Annotated in this window: 19 protein-coding genes and 1 pseudogene; 9 read left to right on the top strand and 11 right to left on the bottom strand. The window is 58.7% G+C overall.

The genetic code is table 11. From position 1 onward, the window contains the following. Positions 1–415: YecA/YgfB family protein (locus AC0L3L_RS35200; RefSeq protein WP_473641905.1), on the top strand; the 415-nt coding region annotated here is incomplete at its 5' end. 409 nt (positions 416–824) lie between these two features. On the opposite strand, the gene AC0L3L_RS35195 is transcribed toward AC0L3L_RS35200, so the two are convergent. From AC0L3L_RS35195 to AC0L3L_RS35145, 11 genes are all read right to left on the bottom strand, one after another. Beyond that, complete coding sequence (locus AC0L3L_RS35195) at positions 825–1,031, bottom strand: NAD(P)-dependent oxidoreductase (protein ID WP_473641909.1); 207 nt, start codon at positions 1,029–1,031, stop codon at positions 825–827. Positions 1,032–1,165: 134 nt separating this feature from the next. Next, positions 1,166–1,249, bottom strand: coding sequence for a hypothetical protein (locus AC0L3L_RS35190; RefSeq protein ID WP_473641907.1), 84 nt, complete (start codon positions 1,247–1,249; stop codon positions 1,166–1,168). A 602-nt stretch (positions 1,250–1,851) separates the two neighbouring features. Further along, positions 1,852–3,021 (bottom strand): M24 family metallopeptidase, encoded by a 1,170-nt coding sequence (locus tag AC0L3L_RS35185; RefSeq protein ID WP_473641903.1) that lies wholly within the window; start codon positions 3,019–3,021, stop codon positions 1,852–1,854. Positions 3,022–3,121: 100 nt separating this feature from the next. Continuing rightward, positions 3,122–3,841, bottom strand: a complete 720-nt coding sequence (locus tag AC0L3L_RS35180; protein ID WP_473641901.1) for an aspartate/glutamate racemase family protein — start codon at positions 3,839–3,841, stop codon at positions 3,122–3,124. 55 nt (positions 3,842–3,896) lie between these two features. After that, positions 3,897–5,060, bottom strand: coding sequence for a M20 aminoacylase family protein (locus tag AC0L3L_RS35175; protein WP_473641899.1), 1,164 nt, complete (start codon positions 5,058–5,060; stop codon positions 3,897–3,899). 195 nt (positions 5,061–5,255) lie between these two features. Further along, on the bottom strand, positions 5,256–6,323 hold the full coding sequence (locus AC0L3L_RS35170; RefSeq protein ID WP_473641897.1) for an ABC transporter substrate-binding protein: 1,068 nt from the start codon (positions 6,321–6,323) through the stop codon (positions 5,256–5,258). 606 nt (positions 6,324–6,929) lie between these two features. Beyond that, positions 6,930–7,058, bottom strand: coding sequence for a hypothetical protein (locus AC0L3L_RS35165; protein WP_473641895.1), 129 nt, complete (start codon positions 7,056–7,058; stop codon positions 6,930–6,932). A 113-nt stretch (positions 7,059–7,171) separates the two neighbouring features. Then, positions 7,172–8,119, bottom strand: coding sequence for a serine hydrolase domain-containing protein (locus AC0L3L_RS35160; protein WP_473641893.1), 948 nt, complete (start codon positions 8,117–8,119; stop codon positions 7,172–7,174). 259 nt (positions 8,120–8,378) lie between these two features. After that, the gene (locus tag AC0L3L_RS35155; RefSeq protein WP_473641891.1) at positions 8,379–9,203 is read right to left on the bottom strand and encodes an ABC transporter permease; all 825 of its coding nucleotides are present in this window, start codon (positions 9,201–9,203) and stop codon (positions 8,379–8,381) included. Next, positions 9,196–10,110: an ABC transporter permease gene (locus AC0L3L_RS35150; protein WP_473641889.1), complete on the bottom strand. Its 915-nt coding sequence runs from the start codon at positions 10,108–10,110 to the stop codon at positions 9,196–9,198. Before AC0L3L_RS35150 ends, AC0L3L_RS35155 begins: the two co-directional genes overlap by 8 nt. After that, a complete protein-coding gene (locus AC0L3L_RS35145) occupies positions 10,107–11,222 on the bottom strand; it encodes an ABC transporter ATP-binding protein (RefSeq protein ID WP_473641887.1) in 1,116 nt (371 codons plus the stop codon). The genes AC0L3L_RS35150 and AC0L3L_RS35145 overlap by 4 nt, the downstream gene beginning before the upstream one ends. Positions 11,223–11,471: 249 nt before the next feature. Between AC0L3L_RS35145 and AC0L3L_RS35140 the strand changes: the two genes are divergently transcribed. The 8 genes and pseudogenes from AC0L3L_RS35140 to AC0L3L_RS35105 all read left to right on the top strand — a co-directional run bounded on the left by AC0L3L_RS35140 (position 11,472) and on the right by AC0L3L_RS35105 (position 16,226). After that, positions 11,472–11,798: a hypothetical protein gene (locus tag AC0L3L_RS35140; RefSeq protein WP_473641885.1), complete on the top strand. Its 327-nt coding sequence runs from the start codon at positions 11,472–11,474 to the stop codon at positions 11,796–11,798. A 356-nt stretch (positions 11,799–12,154) separates the two neighbouring features. Next, positions 12,155–12,853: a CoA transferase subunit A gene (locus tag AC0L3L_RS35135; protein WP_473641883.1), complete on the top strand. Its 699-nt coding sequence runs from the start codon at positions 12,155–12,157 to the stop codon at positions 12,851–12,853. 14 nt (positions 12,854–12,867) lie between these two features. Then, positions 12,868–13,497: a 3-oxoacid CoA-transferase subunit B gene (locus tag AC0L3L_RS35130; RefSeq protein ID WP_473641881.1), complete on the top strand. Its 630-nt coding sequence runs from the start codon at positions 12,868–12,870 to the stop codon at positions 13,495–13,497. 73 nt (positions 13,498–13,570) lie between these two features. Beyond that, positions 13,571–13,876 carry a thiolase family protein gene (locus AC0L3L_RS35125; protein ID WP_473641879.1) on the top strand — a complete coding sequence of 102 codons (306 nt, stop codon included), beginning with the start codon at positions 13,571–13,573 and terminating at the stop codon, positions 13,874–13,876. A 208-nt stretch (positions 13,877–14,084) separates the two neighbouring features. Beyond that, positions 14,085–15,059: pseudogene (locus tag AC0L3L_RS35120) on the top strand (Glu/Leu/Phe/Val family dehydrogenase); the annotation flags it as partial. Positions 15,060–15,363: 304 nt separating this feature from the next. Next, on the top strand, positions 15,364–15,525 hold the full coding sequence (locus AC0L3L_RS35115; protein ID WP_473641877.1) for a transposase: 162 nt from the start codon (positions 15,364–15,366) through the stop codon (positions 15,523–15,525). Between the two features lie 20 nt (positions 15,526–15,545). Further along, positions 15,546–15,737, top strand: a complete 192-nt coding sequence (locus AC0L3L_RS35110) for a hypothetical protein (protein WP_473641875.1) — start codon at positions 15,546–15,548, stop codon at positions 15,735–15,737. 102 nt (positions 15,738–15,839) lie between these two features. Beyond that, positions 15,840–16,226 carry a hypothetical protein gene (locus tag AC0L3L_RS35105; RefSeq protein WP_473641873.1) on the top strand — a complete coding sequence of 129 codons (387 nt, stop codon included), beginning with the start codon at positions 15,840–15,842 and terminating at the stop codon, positions 16,224–16,226. Positions 16,227–16,319: the final 93 nt, after the last annotated feature.

The following is a 16,319-nucleotide window of genomic DNA, read 5'->3' as shown; positions in this document are numbered from 1 at the left end:
ATCCTGCTGTCCGCGACTTAGTGAAACTGCTGTCCGCGATTTAGCGGAACGACTGTCCCGTTTTTGCGAAATACGCACGCTGTTTGACAGACCGCACGATTATGCACCCCGCTTCACCACCAAGCCCAGCGGCGGCATCGACCCGCGGCCGTGGTGCCAGGGGTTCTACGCGGCCATGAATCTCAACATCAAACGCTGGAAACGGCTGCTCGACCTCAAGAACCCCAACCACGGCCTGCTGCTGCCGATCCTGATCTACTGCGTCGACAAAAAGGGGAGGCCTGTCCTCGGCAAACCCAGGCCGGGGCCCGAGACCGCGCACTTCATCGAGCACGAGGCATACAAAGACATCACCCTCGTCATCCCCGCCCTTCGCGAACTCCACTATGTCACCCGTTATGATAACCCGCAGTGATCGCCGCCGGCGCGCCGACTAACGGCTGACCGCCATACACGAATCAGGCGACTTCGGGAAAGGTGCCTTGGTGCACCGCTTACCACGAGCCGAACTTCTGGTCGTTTATAGCGCGAGGCGAGCTAACGTTTCCGGGGTGATTATATGGCCGAAGCGATAGCCCGGTCACGAAATCGCGCAGCCACTCGCAGGCTGCGTTTATCGGGATGATGAGCAAGCACCTGTACGGTACGCCTGATTGTTCAAGCGCGCCGCGTACACGCAAGCTCGCAAGGTTAGCAACCCAATTCCAGGTTAACCTCGCGAGTAAGAGGTTTTCCCGCCCCAAACTCCACCAAGTTCTGAGTACCCCACTCAATATATCGTTCCAAAACGTCATTAGCATCGTGAGATTGGTCGTTGGAGCCGATTACATTCGGAAGTTTTTGACTCTTTGAATCTGCAGTCGTGGCACGCCAGCAGCCGGGAAATTCTTCCCAAATTCGTACCAAGGCCAGACATCAGCTGCGAAGCCGCGCAAACGACCGGACGTAAGTGCATCATAAAGCGGTTGCTCCTGAACCAGATTTCCACGGGCGATGTTGATCAGGAAGGCAGTGGGCTTCATGGCAGCTATTTCAGCCTTTCCGAAGGATTGGAAAGTTTCACCTGTATTAGGAGTTGCCAGAACCTACATAATCACATTTCCCAAGCACCGAATGTAACTCGTCCATTCCGTGCATGTCATCCACACATTCGGCCAGCCGCTCTTTATTGCGACGCACTCCGAGAACCCCGCATGCCGAATCCCTTCGCACACTGGGCGATGTGACTTCCGATGCTTCCAACACCCATCACTCCAATAGTACGACCGTTTAGCATGGCCGACCGATGCTCGTCTCCAAACAGAGGAAACAATGCATGGTTTTCTTGCGCTGCTTGATGTAGCCTGCTCCGCAACTGCAATCGCATTTGCACCGCGAACATTGGTGATTTTGGAACCGCGTTGCTTCGCTAGCGCCAGTACCCCCGATCGGGCAAGGCTATCAACTCCAACGTGTAGCCAAGACACATCTTAAGTTTCTCTGCAATTTCCGGTATCCCGGCTGGGATTGTCCATCCAATGAACGCGCCTGCGTCCACCGCGTGACGCTATAAGTCTAAATACCTACAGTCAAAGCGGGAGAAGTACTCTCCTTCTGGTGATATCATCTCTGCATCATTCTGCATTGCCTTTTTTATGTAATTAATCTCTTCCGCTGTCGCGTGCCACAGGCATAGTATTTTCATATCTCGTTACCTTTTCTTAACTTTCTCAATATGCGGTGCTTTGAAGTCAGATTAATAAATCTTCGCATTTCGACAATACGTCGAGAATACAGGGAATCCGGCGCTGGATATCTTATACCGCTTGGCCGCCTGGAGGCGACCTGGTACCAAAAAGCTCTGGACTGAAGCTAAATCTCAAAGATCTTGCGTGGCGCAGTGGTCAGGACCTCGACGCCGGAGTCCGTGACACGGAACGTCTCGCTGATGACGTATCCGAAATCCTCCTCGATCCAATTGCCCAGCATCAGGTGGAACGTCATGTTTGGCTTCAACTCTGTAGTGTCGCCATCCTTGAGGCTCGCCGTCGGCTCGATCCAGCCGATTCCGTGGGCGTAACCGCAGCGTGACTCCTTCTTGAGGCCATGCTTCTCGATCGTTCGATAGAATGCGTTGGCCACATCACTGCAGGTCACTCCCGGGCGAACCGTTTCGAGAGCGGCCTCGAGGCCCGCCACTTGGATCTCATGGACACGACGCAAACGAACAGAAGGTGCGCCGATCGAGTACGTGCGCATGAGCCCGGCAGGATAGCCATGACGCGAACCGCCAAGTTCAATGTTGACCTGTGATCCAACTCGAAAATTGTCTTCACTCCACGAAATGTGGCAAGTCCCTGTACGCGGTGAGGAACATAGGCTTATTCCATGCAGCTTCGTTCCGGGCTTGCCGTTCGCACCACGAATCAAGGTTCCTACAATTTCCGCGCAGGCATCGGCTTCACGCACGCCAGGGCGGATCACTTCAGCGGCGCGCAGTATTGCCGCGTCGGAGATGGCAGCCGCTTCCCGCATGACGGCTATCTCGAGATCAGATTTGATGAGCCGTATCCAGGTGACCACCTTGGTAAAATCCACAATTCTGGCATTGGGTAGGCGTGTGCTGAACTTTTGTGCCGCCCCTCCCAAAAGGCTGCTCAGTTCGATCCCTATGCCGCGGTTCGCGAGGCCAATACCTTCCAAGTAATCGACTACAACGTCGTATCCATCCTTTTCAGCATTCCCAATGAGAGCTTCAGGATAGGCGATGATCTTATCCCGATCCATAAAGCATTGGTGAATGGCTGCGGGTGCATCGCAGCGACGAAGGATAAACGTCGGCTCCTCTTCGTGCGCCGAAACGACCAGCCCCTGCGGGACGTAGCCTGAGGCTGCAGTGTACCCTGTGAGGTACGCAATATTATTTTGATCGGTCACGATAAGCGCATCGATGTCGCGCTGTGCCATGTCCCACTTCACCGTAGCAAGCCGGCGCAGATATTCGCTTCTAGGAAATGCCTGCGGCCCTCGGCTGATTGTCATCAGTTCAACTCCATCTAGTAATTTTGGAACAGATATGTTTAAGGCGGCAGAATGGGCGTCAGTGGCTGCTTTACCAGCCCGACGGCCTGACCTCGGACATTCAACAACGCCCTTCAGGTGATGACGCGATCATCATCCGGCAGAGGGCTGTGATGTCGTAAACTGGCAGATTCGTGAGACGACGGATCGCCGGCGCGACCAACGGAAACGCTGTGCATTCGAACAGGATCGCCGCGATTTCCCCATGCGCTGCGCGGAGTCGAGCGACGCAGGCGGCGACATCTTCCTCGATATCGGCGACGTCGGTCGGGATTGGCGGACGCATCAGCTCGTTTTGCAGCAACTTGCCGCCCTCGATGCCGCCAATAACCACCCGCGAACGATCGGCCGGATCAGAGACCCCGAGCAGATCTTCGCGGCAATAAGTTGAGTCAGCGGTCACGACGGCGAGCTTGGCGGCTGGCTGCAGCTGCCGGAGCAGCATCGGCACCAGGAGCAGGCTTGACATCGCCACGGGGACATTTACCGCCGCGTCCACTGCCGCCTGATGTCGGATAAAAAAGCCGCAGTTAGAGGTTATTGCGAAAGCGCCTCGCGCCACCAGGCGTCGGGCGGCGGCGATGCAAGCCGGCTCGAGCGCTGGATCGCCGCGGATGACATTTTCTGCCCAAGCTCCTGCAACGGTTTCCAAGATGACCGGCAAGCCGTGGGTTGCCGGATTCCTCAATGAGCCGGGCAGCGGCGCTGCCGGCGTGGCGCCGGGCAGCAGCCCCAATTCCAGGTTCAGTATTCCAAGAGCCGGTGGGATTTTCGATGCCATCTTCTTAAGCCTTTCGCATGACGTAACGATGCTGCTCGATCTCGCAGGTCCGACTTCATGCGGCCAGCGTCGTCTCGACCAGGTTCACCCAATAGCCGATGCCATACGGCAGGGCTTCGTCATTGAAATCATATGCCGGATGGTGCACGGAAGTGGTCGGGCCATTACCAACGAGAATGTAAGCGCCCGGCCGTGCCTCCAGCATGTAGGCGAAGTCCTCCGCTCCCATACCCGGCTTGACCTTGTCGTCCACAAAGGCTGGCCCCACGAGACCGCGTGCCGCCTTGATGGCTAGACTGGTCCCCTCAGAGTGGTTGAACATGGCAGGTTCGAGCCGCCGATGCCTGAACTCGATTTCCGCACCAAATGCGCGCGCAATACCTTCGGCACATGCCTCAATCTGTCGTTCGGCGAAGTCCCGCAGGCCGGGTGCGAAAGTCCTGACGGTGCCGGCCATTTCAGCGTGTTCTGGGATGATATTATAGGCGGTGCCGGCGTTCAATTTGGTGATGGAGATCACGAGGGACTCGAGCGGGTCCGTACTGCGCGACACCAAACTCTGCAGGCCGACAATGATTTGTGCTGCAATGACAACGGGATCGATGGACCGATGCGGGTAGGCCGCATGGCTGCCCCTGCCTTTCACGACAATGTCGAACTCGTCAACCGCAGCTCCGGCCGGGCCATTGCAAATGCCGAATTTGCCGACCTCCATGCCCGGTTTGTTATGCATGCCAAAAACCTGGGAAATGCCAAAACGGTCCATGATCCCCTCCTGGACCATCCTTTGACCGCCCTGTCCATCTTCTTCCGCGGGCTGAAAGATCAAGGCGACGGACCCCTTGAAGTTGCGCGTGGACGCCAAGTATTTGGCGGCGCCCAGCAGCATGGCCGTGTGACCGTCGTGGCCGCATCCATGCATTTTGCCTGCTATTTTCGACGACCAGGGCTTGTTTGACGCCTCATCGATCGGCAGGGCGTCCATGTCCGCCCTCAGCCCGATCGTCGGCCCGTCTCCGCCTTCGCCCTGAATCAATGCGACGATACCTGTTTCAGCTATCCCCGTTTCGATGTGATTGATACCGAACGAAGCCAGTTTCTGGGTTACGAACCGCGCTGTGTTTTGTAGCTGATAGCCAAGCTCAGGATTCTGGTGCAGGTAGCGACGCCACTCGTTGGCTTCGCTCTGAAGATATTTGAAAGTCTCAACGCTGTGCATCTGTTGTTCCCAACTGCAGACGATTATGGCGACTTCGCGCCTAAGCTAGTTTCCGTCCATAAACTAGCTTAGCTAGAGAAAGGGCATCCCAGCACAAACCGTGCAGGTCAATTTCTTATGATCGAAATCGGACTTGCGCCTTCCGGGCTCTTGGGGCTGCCGGCTGGCACCGGCAGCCCCGCTCCTGGGAGGAAGCTACTTCTGAATCCAGGCGTTCCAGCGGTCGATCACCATTTGGCTGTTGGCGTTGACCCACTTGGGGTCCGGGACCACCATTTCGGAACTGATCTGCTCGTCCGACGGCATGTTGGCGCGCGCCTCCGCGCTCATGTACTTGAGTGCATCCTTGCTTGGCGGCACGCAGGACAGCGCCTCGCAAACCTTGCCCTGGATTTCGGGCGAATCCAGGTAGAACTTCAGCAGTTCAAGCGCTTCCGCCTTGTGAGGTGCGCCTTTCACAACGGCGAAACGATCGGACAACAAGATCGCGCCACTATAGGATGGAGCGATGGGTTGCCCTTCTTTTCTTAGCGCTGTGACGCGGGTCATATACATCATTCCAGCATCAGATTGACCATTGCGGAAGCCTTGAACCGACTGGTCGCCGTTCATCCACCACAGCCCGACATCGGGGCGCAACTCGTCGAGCTTCTTGAAGGCGCGGTCCACGTCCATCGGATAGAGCTTGTCCCTGGGCACGCCATCAGCCAACAGAGCCGCCGTCAACTGCACGTAACCTGACGAGCTCCCGAGCATGCCGCGGGCACCCGGAAAGGCTTTGGTGTCCCATAGCTCCTTCCAGGTGGTCGGCCCGCCGTTGGGGAACTGCTCCTTGTTGTAGGCAATCAATGTCGCGCCACTGATATACAAAACACTTGACTCCTTGCATGCGCCAGGTACCAGATCCGAGTGATCCTTGAATTGCATGCAGAAATCTGAAAGATCGTTTGCCCTCGTCAAGTGATCCGGTGCCTCGGCTCCTGCGTCGTCTTCGGTGAAGATGTCCCACGTAACGTTGCCGGATTTGATCATGGCCTGCACCTTGGCCCGCCCTTCGTCGTTGTTGGTGGTCTGAACCGAGACAACCTTGATGCCGGTTGCCTTTTCGAAGGGGTCGAACCAGTATTCGCGCATAACCTTTGCATAAGAGCCGCCAGAGCCAGATATGACAACTTGGCGATCCTGTGCCGTCGCGGGGAGCGCAGACGATGCCAGCGCGAATACCGCTAGTCCATAAAGGCCAATCATGAGTTTGGTTTTCATTTTTTTCCTCCTCAGGGGGGCGATGATCTTTAACGCGAGGTGAGTTGGAAATCATGCCATCGCACGCGCGCCACTTCAGCTCCAGACGCATTCAATTTATAGATCAAAAAGTTCCTGGCACTTTCAGTCAGTTATGAGGAAGCCAATATTGTTATTCGGCGCGCCGAGAGCGCCTCCACTATCGCGCATCCTGCTGTTGCACGCGCGGGCACCGGCCTCGCTTCAGCGCATCGGCGGGAAAGCCCAGCGACTATCCGACACCAACTGGCGAGGACGGACTCAGCGGAGCCTGTCGCCTATTTCGCTCTATTTCTGGGCGGAGGGTATCATCCCACCAGCAGGACCAAAGCAAAGACTGCGACGGTGATCACATCGGTGACTACGGCAAGAACACCTCGAAGAGAGCGCGTCCTCGGCCAGCCCCGCAATTGAGGAGGGGCACCTATCACGTGCTGTCCCGCGCGGCGCGCTAATCCAACCGAAGCACACTCAACTCCAGCCACTGCCCCATTGAGAACGCTTTCACCAAGCTTAGGCGGCCGCCCAGAACGCCACCGATCGCTCCGTCGACGCCTTTGGTTTGGACCAACTGCGCGCCACCAAAGATTATGCGCACCCATCCCTGATTGCATGGATCGCCGCCAGCGTTTCGATCGTACGATCCGAGTTCACCGCTTCCGGCCAAGCCGACAGTTTCACAGCCGCAAAATCAGCTTCCGGGTCGATATAAATCATCTGGCCGAACCCCCCCGGCACATAAACGCGCGCCAGTCCGGATCCTCAATCCAGAACTGGTTCCGATAAGCGCCATTTGGCAGGGAGCTTCGATACTCGCCCAAGGATAGATCTTAGTTACCGGTTCGCGTCTCCTCGATCCATGCCGATGGAACCGTCTGCTTCCCGTTTAGCACCCCGCCGCGCAGGAGCAGCAGCGCGAACCGGGCATAGTCACGAAGCGTCGCATTGAAGCAACCACTCGCCACGGCAATGCCGCCATGGTCGACGGTGATATAGGCGTCCTCCTGCGCCCCCAGCGGCGCCCACAGTTCGGTGCTGATGAGCTCCGCGAGCAGCTTCCCGCTTGCACGCTGCATGATGAAGCCCAGCACGTTGGTCTCGGTCGACCGGTAGTCGAACAGTGCGCCATGCGGACGCTGCTGCTCGGTAAGCCTCAGGATGAACTGCCACATGGTTCGAGGGTCGTCGGCAGATTCCAGTGGTTTCAATCCCGCAGCTCTCTGCATCATGTACGCGTGGGTACCAGGCTGTGTGTAGGGTCCAGTAACCGCTACACCGGTGGACATGTCGAGCACGTGCTGCACCGTGGCGCCGCGGTAGGCGGTCGCTTCAAGTTCAGGCAGATACCGCGTCACCGGGCTGTCTGTGTCGATGAGACCCTTGTAGACAAGTATGCCGCACACCGTCGCCGTTATCGACTTCGATACCGACATGGCGTGGTGCTGACAGTGCGGCTTCAGGCCGTTCATGTATCTTTCGGCTATGACATTGCCGTGGTGCAGAACAAGAAATCCGTCGCTGAAGCTGCTGTCCAGAAACTCGCGGATGGTGGAATGCCGTCCGGCAAGTTCGAACTCGATGCCCTCGATGTCCGTGATCCGCTCCGGAAGCTGCAGGACAGGTCCCCGGCCGCGCCAGATTGATGCGCTCGGCTCAAACTCGCGAACACGCTGAAACGTCCAGCGATTGTACGGCGCCAAATCCCACTCCATTCGCGGAATGGTCGGTGCGCCGCGCCTCATCGGATCGGGCTGCCACTCGGGGCTGGTGTCATTCATGATCTTCTCCTCCACCGAAACTAAAGCACTCCAGTGGTTATCTGCAAATCTAGTTCGGGACGCGAGACAGTGCAGTATCAACACGCGTTATTCCCTGGAGCTAAGATTTATGATCGAGGCCTGCTCAGATCATCAACGCGCCCGGAGATCCGACCGACAATCAATGCATGCTCCGTAGGGTATCCCTCCAGCCGACCCTTGAGCGATATAGCATCAGCTGCGAGCTACCGGCCTCGGCGCGCAGGCTCAGTGAAGTCGATCAGGAATTTGTTCTGTTCTGGGCAAGACGTATCGTACCCATCAGCAGGATTGAGATGGCGACGATGATCGTGGAGACAGCCGCAATGACTGGGGTAAGATTTAAGCCGATGTCCTCGAACAGCTTTCTGGTGATCGTCTTCCCTTCGATCCCGGAGATGAAGAAGGCGACAGTGGCTTCATCGAACGAGGAGATAAAGGCGAAGACTGCGCCAGTGATCACGCCGGGGGCGATTTGCGGCAGGACGATTTCGAAGAAGGTGCGGCCGCGTCCGGCCCCGCAACTGAGGGCCGCCATTTCGAGAATGGGATCGAAGCGCTGAAGCGACGCCGAGACGGCAACGACCACATAGGGAACGGTCAGCATGGTGTGCGCCAAGAGAAAGCCGAAGAAATTCCCCGTCAGGTGAAGCGGCGCGAAGAACAGATAAAGCGCGATCGCGATGATGATGTGAGGAACGATCAGGGGGCTGAGCGCCAAACCGAGAACAAGCGATTTCCCCGGCAGATCGCCACGCACGAGGGCGACAGCGGCAAGCGTCCCGATGATCGTGGCAGAAATCGTGGTGAAGAAGGCGATGCGCAGGCTGAAAAGCGTCGCAGCGATCCAGTCAGGGTCACTGAAATACTCGACGTACCAGTGCAGAGTCAGCCCGGACGGCGGGAACTCGATGTAGGGGGCACTGCCAAACGAGACCGGTATGACGATCAGCGTGGGTAGAATCAGGAAGAACAGGATGAGCCCAACAACAGCGCTTGCGGCGATTTTGCCGAGCACGAGGGGACGAAACAGGCGCGCGTGGCTCAAGGAGATCGTCTCAGACATTGGCGAATCCTCTAGATGTAGCCAAGACCCTGCGGAACATGAAAGTGAGCACCAAGGTGACCACAAGAAGTACCGTCGCCAGTGCGCCCGCAAACGACCAGTTGAGCAAGACCGTCGTCTGCTGTCCGATCAATGTCGCCATCATCAGCGTCTCAGGGCCGCCCACCAAGGCCGGTGTAACGTAAAAACCGAGGGCAAGGATGAAGGTCATGAGCGTGCCTGCGAAGACGCCGGGCAAACTGAGCGGCAAGGTCAGCTTGAAAAAGGTGGTGAAGAGGCCGGCACCGAGGTTTGCGGCGGCCTGGGTTAGTTCCTTTGGAATGGTCCGTAGGGCGCCGTAGATCGGCAGGACCATGAACGGCACCATCACATGTGTCATGGCGACGATCACCGCGACTTCGGTATAGATCATCCTGAGCGGTTCTTCGGTGATGCCGGTTCCAGTGAGGATGTCGTTGAGAACGCCCCTGCGCTGCAACAGAATGATCCAAGCATAGGAGCGCACAAGAACCGAGGTCCATAAAGGGATCAGGACGCAGGCTGCAATCCAGAGGGTGAGCTTGCCGCCCGCCCGCGCCATGGCAAAGGCAACCGGATATCCAAGGAGGAAGGCACCGACCGTCGTCGCAAATGCGATCCAGAGCGTACGCAGCAGAACCTTCAGATAAAGCGGTTCGATGAACGTGCGGACATAGTTGTCGAGGGTGAAGCCTGGGTCGAACAGGCTGCCGACCAGCATGCGGCCAACCGGGTATAGAAAGCTAAAGAATAAAAGCAGAAGGAGGGGCAGCAGCAGCACAGCCGTCAAGAGCGGCGGATATCTGCCGCCGGTTCCGGTGACTACGAAGAGCCGCCCAAAACGTGGCGCGGGGGCGGGACTGACGGGAGACACGTCCAGACTGCTCATTGGACGTCGCTCTTGCCTGAAAACAGGTGAATGGAATCCGCCCGGCATAGGATGTCGACCGCATCGCCGCGTGCGAATGTCGCCACGGCCCGGCTTATGGGGGCCTGGACATGGAGCGGTGGGCCGCTGTAACCATCGATGTTGACCAGAAGAATCTGGTGCGTGCCGAGATAGATCGAGGTGTCCACCGTGCCGGCGATGGCGTCCAGGCCTCCGGAGCCGCGTGCGGCAAGGGAGATGCTCTCGGGCCGGATGGCAGCCTTCAGCGACAGTCCGGGAGAAAGCTCCAGGGCGTGTCCATTGAGCGAGCGCGTCACGCTGAGAGTCGAGGCGTCGGTGACCCTGATCTGGTGGCCGGCCTTCTCGGATCCCAGATATTCGACCGGGAGGAAGTTCATCTTGCCGATGAAATCTGCGACGAAGGGAGAGGCGGGCTCGCTATAAAGACTGGCGGGGCTACCGATCTGGGCGATTTGGCCGTTGTCCATGACCGCGATGCGGTCGGACATGGTCAGCGCCTCCTCCTGGTCATGCGTCACATAGATGACAGTGACGCCAAGACGCTGCTGAAGCGTTTTGATCTCAATCTGCAACTGTTCGCGGAGTTTCTTATCGAGCGCGCCGAGGGGTTCGTCCATCAGAAGCACGGGGGGCTCGAAGACCAGCGCCCGCGACAGGGCAACCCGCTGCTGCTGCCCCCCCGACAACTGGGAGGGCATCCGACTGCCATAGGCGTCGAGTTGCACCATGGCGAGCGCCTCGCTCACCCGCCGCTCGATCTGCGCGCGATCCATTTTGCGCATACGCAGGGGGAACCCCACGTTGTCGTTCACCGACATGTGGGGGAATAGGGCATATTTCTGGAAGACCATGCCCACATTGCGCTTGTTGGGAGCAACATGCGTGACATCGGTCGAACCGATCTCGATGAGACCCGCAGACGGAAGCTCGAAGCCCGCGATCATCATCAAGAGTGTCGTTTTGCCGGAACCCGAGGGCCCGAGGAGCGAGAGGAACTCTCCCGGCTTCACATCGACAGACACATCCTCTACTGCCGTGACCGATCCGTAGCGCTTCGCGAGCCGGCGGACCGTGACACTTTCACCCTTCATTACGTTCTCCGCTTTAGTTTCGAGTTCAGTGCGAATAGAGCCGGTGGCCCGCAAGTTTCACGCCGGTCCCAATCGAACAGTCTCTGCCACTTCTATTCAGCCATTCTAAACAAGGGTAAGCCCTGCATAAACCCGTGCAGAGTATGATCCGACCCTATTCGTTATGAGCGCATGAGGTCCTCAGTGCCGCTCCCCACCTTGACGCTGTCACCTGTCGTCCACGCCTTCCGGTTCGAGCCGATTGGCCGCGTGGTCGCGGCAGAGGCGGACAGCGGCCCGATTTCGGCATGCATCGGCAGCGCGCAGCGCAACAAAATAGACGGCAAGGTTGCGGGTTCGACGCGGACCTCAAGCCACGTCGCGAAGGGAGCCAAAACATTCAGGCGCCTTCAAGCGCCTCAGCAGTCGAGTTGGCGAAGATATCTGCTGTCGGCAATACCGCATGTTGCCGACATTCTGACCAGCGGTGACACAGGCCTGTTCCAATCACCATCCAAACGCAAGAATGAAGGCCGTCAATTTTCGCGCATTCCCATCGACCGGCTGAACGTGTCGCCGTCATCACGCGCCATGTAGACGCGCCCCGGATGCTTCCGAGATCCTGCCATCCCTCCGCAAGCGACTTGCTCGTGCCGCTTCTCGAGCGGCCAACGGCGAGCCGAAGTATTTCGAGATCGTTGCCTAGCCACGTCAACTCTTCGTCCGCGGCGCGATAGTGATCTGAAGAGGGTGAACTCGATCATAAATCTTCGGCCCTTGGAATAACTCTCGTCGCTCGCATGCCGGCAGCCATTCCGACTAAATGTGTCTCGTGAGCTTGGTTTGCGAGGCAACTCGGGCCCGCGAAGGCAATCGACGCCTGTTGAGCTCAGCGCGATCGCGTAGGGCGATTCGCTCCACAATGAAGTATTGATCAACTCTGGGCGAGCTACATGAATAAGGTCTATAGCGACGCGGGTTCGGCTCTGGAAGGTCTGTTGTTTGACGGAATGTTTATTGCTGCGGGCGGGTTTGGTCTTTGCGGCATACCCGAGCTGTTGATCAGGGCGATCCAGGAGGCCGGCGCCAAGGGGCTGACGATTGCGTCGAACAATTGCGGCGTCGACGACTTTGGCCTGGGTCTGCTGCTGAAGACGAAGCAGATCAAGAAGATGATCTCGTCCTATGTTGGCGAGAACACCGAGTTCATGCGCCAGTACCTAAGCAACGAACTGGAACTGGAGTTTAACCCTCAGGGAACGCTGGCCGAGCGCATGCGCGCTGGCGGGGCAGGCATCGCCGGCTTCTACACGAAGACGGGCGTGGGTACGGTGGTTGCCAAGGGCAAGGAGCACAAGTCCTTCAACGGTGAGTCCTATGTGCTCGAGACGGGGATTGTCGCCGACCTGTCCATTGTGAAGGCGTGGAAGGCGGATACCTCCGGCAATCTCGTCTTTCGGAAGACGGCGCGCAACTTCAACCCGCCGGCCGCTACCTGCGGCAGGATCTGCGTCGCTGAGGTCGAGGAGATCGTACCGGTTGGCAGCCTCGATCCCGACCAGATTCACCTGCCCGGCATCTACGTGGACCGCCTGATCCAAGGCGTTCACGAGAAGAGAATCGAACAGCGCACAATGCGCGCGGCGGCCTGAGCGAGGAGGAACCAATGGCTTGGGATCGGGACCAGATGGCGGCACGGGCCGCCCGCGAACTTCAGGACGGCATGTATGTCAATCTGGGCATCGGCATTCCCACTCTGGTCGCCAATCACATTCCCGAAGGCGTCCGGGTGACGTTGCAATCGGAGAACGGCCTATTGGGTATCGGCCCATTCCCAACTGAGGACGAGATCGATGCCGACCTCATCAATGCCGGCAAGCAGACGGTGACCGCACTTCCGAATTCGGCGTTCTTCGACTCGGCACAGAGCTTTGCGATGATTCGCGGCGGCAAGATCGCCATGGCGATCCTCGGGGCAATGGAGGTGGCCGAGAACGGCGACCTCGCCAACTGGATGATTCCGGGCAAGCTCGTCAAAGGAATGGGTGGTGCGATGGATCTCGTCGCCGGCGTGAAGCGGGTGGTTGTGGTCATGGACCACACCAACAAGTCCGGGGAATCGAAGGTGCTGAAGGCCTGCACCCTCCCGCTGACCGGCAAGCGCGTGATCGATCGGATCATCACCAATCTTGGCGTGCTCGATGTCGTCGAAGGCGGGCTGAAGCTTGTGGAGCTCGCCGACGCCGTCACGAACGGCGAGCTCCGCAGAGCGACCGAAGCAACGATCGTCAACTGAGGCTTGGCCCGCCGCCGAAGCCAGGGCTCAGTTCTAAAGACAGAGGAAGCCTTCATGAGAAAAACCTCAATCGTTGTCGCCAGCGTCGCGCGCACCGCCCGTCGCGTCCTTCAACGGCAGCTTCGCCGCCACGCCGGCGCATGAGCTCGGCGCCGTGGTCATCAGGGAATTGCTGTCGCGCGCCGGCGTCGAGGCGGGCGAAGTCGACGAAGTCATCCTCGGTGCGATCGCCATCGGCCATCCGATCGGTGCGTCCGGCGCCCGCATCTTCAACACGTTGGTCTACGAAATGCGCCGCCGCGGTGCCAGGAAGGGCCTAGCGACCCTCTGCATCGGCGGTGCCATGGGCGTCGCCATGTGCGTGGAAGGGCTGAACTGAGACGGTCGATCGGTGAGGTTCCACCCTGCTGGTCGAGATCTGACCTGCAATTCCCTAGAGCGTCCAAAAGGAGATATGGACTGTGTACAAAGACAGCTTGCGAGCTTCGTGCGGGCCTGGCGATGATCATCGAGCGGTGATTGTGAAGACCCGGTCACCCGTCGGCTTCGGCGCCCCCAGCGGGCAGTACGGCCGAGGGAGGTAAGCAATGCTAGCCTCCACCACCAGTTTTCTGCAGAGCGTCGACAAGAACTTTCGTCACGCCCTGTCCTTCGTCGACCTGCCCTGAGGGACTTGCCGAGCGGATTGTTCAATGCAACTCGACCTACACGGTGCGTTTCGGCGTCAGACTGCGCGGCCGCATGTAAAGCTTTATCGGCTGGCGCTCGGTGCACAGCGAACACTGCGAGCCGGTCAAGGGCGGCATCCGCTACGCACCAAACGCCGATGCTGAAGAGGTGGAAGCGCTTGCAGCCCTTATGACGCTCAAATGCTCGCTGGTCGATGTGCCATTCGGAGGGTCGAAAGGCGCGCTCAAGATTGATCCACGCGAATGGACACCCCAAGAACTCGAGCGCATCACCCGCCGGTTCACTCAGGAGCTGAACAAACGTGGTCTGATCGGGCCCGGCCTCACCGTTCCTGCCCCGGACGTGGGCACGAGCGAGCGGGAAATGGCCTGGATGGTCGATGAGTTCCGTCGAGCTAATCCCACCGATGTCATCAACGCGCGCGCTTGCGTGACAGGCAAGCCGCTCTTAAGGGCGGAATCGCCGGACGGACGGAGGCGACAGGACGCGGCGTGCAGTTCGCCATTCAAAGCTATCTCCGCGATCCGCGTACGCCTGGCATTGTGGGACGGCGGGATCTGAATGAGGCGACCGTCGTCGTTCAGGGGTTTGGCAATGTGGGCTACCACGCCGCCAAGTTCCTCTCCCAGGAAGATGGCGCGTGGATCACGGTCCTTGCCGAGCGCGACGGTCGCTAACCCGGAAGGCCTTCCCGTCGAGGCGCTGAAGCAGCATCAACTGCGTACCGGCAGCATCCTCGGATTTGGCGGCGCCAAGTCCTTCGCCGGCGACATGTCCTGGCATTGTAAGCATGCGACATCCTCATCCCGGCAGCGATGGAGAACGCCATTCACATTGACAATGCCGAGCGCATCAAGGCGCACCGCGCTGTGCATGTGAAGTCGCTCGACGCGCACCGCGCCCGTGCATTGTTAGGAGCACGGGCGCAACTGGTCGGCATGGCGACAGGGTTGTTAAACCACATCCGTGGGATTCTGAAGACCTTTGGCGTTTAGCCAGGCAGCGCTCGCGAGATGAGATTCGACCGCCGTGTTGAGGCCCAACTCATTAAGCGACCTGATCTGCAGCCAATCTTGGCTGCCATCCTGGCGACCTGGCACCAGCTGCGCGAACAGATCGCCGCATTCGGCAAAGTCATCCGTAAAATCGTGGGGGAGCCCGGTCTGTCGTTTGCTGATGAGTGCGCCAGGCATCGGTCCGCTGACCGTGCTGGCATATGTGAGCACAGTCGAAGAGCCTGGTCGCTTCGGCAGCTCCCGCACGGTTGGAGCGCACTTCGGCCTTACCCCACGACAGTATCAATCCGGCGAAATCGACCGCATCTCAAGGGTGCGGTGATGGCTTTGGCCAGAACGCTTATGTTTGAAGCGGCGGTGGTTATTCTCTCGAGAGTGAAACGTGCCTGCCGGTTGAAAGACTGGGCGCTGGCGATCGCCCGGCGATCCGGTACCGGCAAGACGCGCGTTGCGCTCGCCCGCGAGCTCACCGTCGTCCTTCACAGCATGGGGCGCTCGGGCGAGCCGTTTCGTTTGTCAGCGCTAGCAGCATGATGACCGATCCGACTGCTCGAATACGCCGCCGTCAGGCGTGATGGATGCCCTCCGGGGCGAAGGTGCAGCCGACTGCGTCGCGAGCCGATGGGATGGCCTCCGATGGCCGAACCCGCTGTGGACATTGCAGCGCCTGCGCTTCGAACCAGATGCGGCGGCAAGACCGCCCGCGGAGAGAACCATAACCCGAAGGGGCAGCACTCAACGTGGCAGTCCGGTCGCCTCAACGATGGGCAGATCATCAACGTCGACGCGAATGCCGATGGTCCGGCTTTCCGGGGCGGTTTCACCGCGGATTCCCGGAACGACACCCGTTCGACCGACTCGGGTTACGATCTCGTCGCACCCGAGTTGCGGAGGAGATCGGCAACACGTGCGGCCGAACGGTCGACCTCGAGCAAAAGCTCGGGATGGCGATGCAAGTCATGGCGCCAACTGTTGTTGCCGCTATGGGTACCTTTATTTGAAATTATTCTGATGGCTTTTTAGCCCTGTTGACACTGGTATGGGCAAACGCCTGTTCCCTCAGTTTTGTCAGCTCCAGAATATAGGTATCTCGTACCGTTTCCAGATCCTCGATTG

Source organism: Mesorhizobium sp. WSM4849, assembly GCF_055811385.1.
The sequence above is the reverse complement of the archived record's forward strand: the minus strand, read 5'-3'. Positions and strand labels throughout refer to the sequence as shown.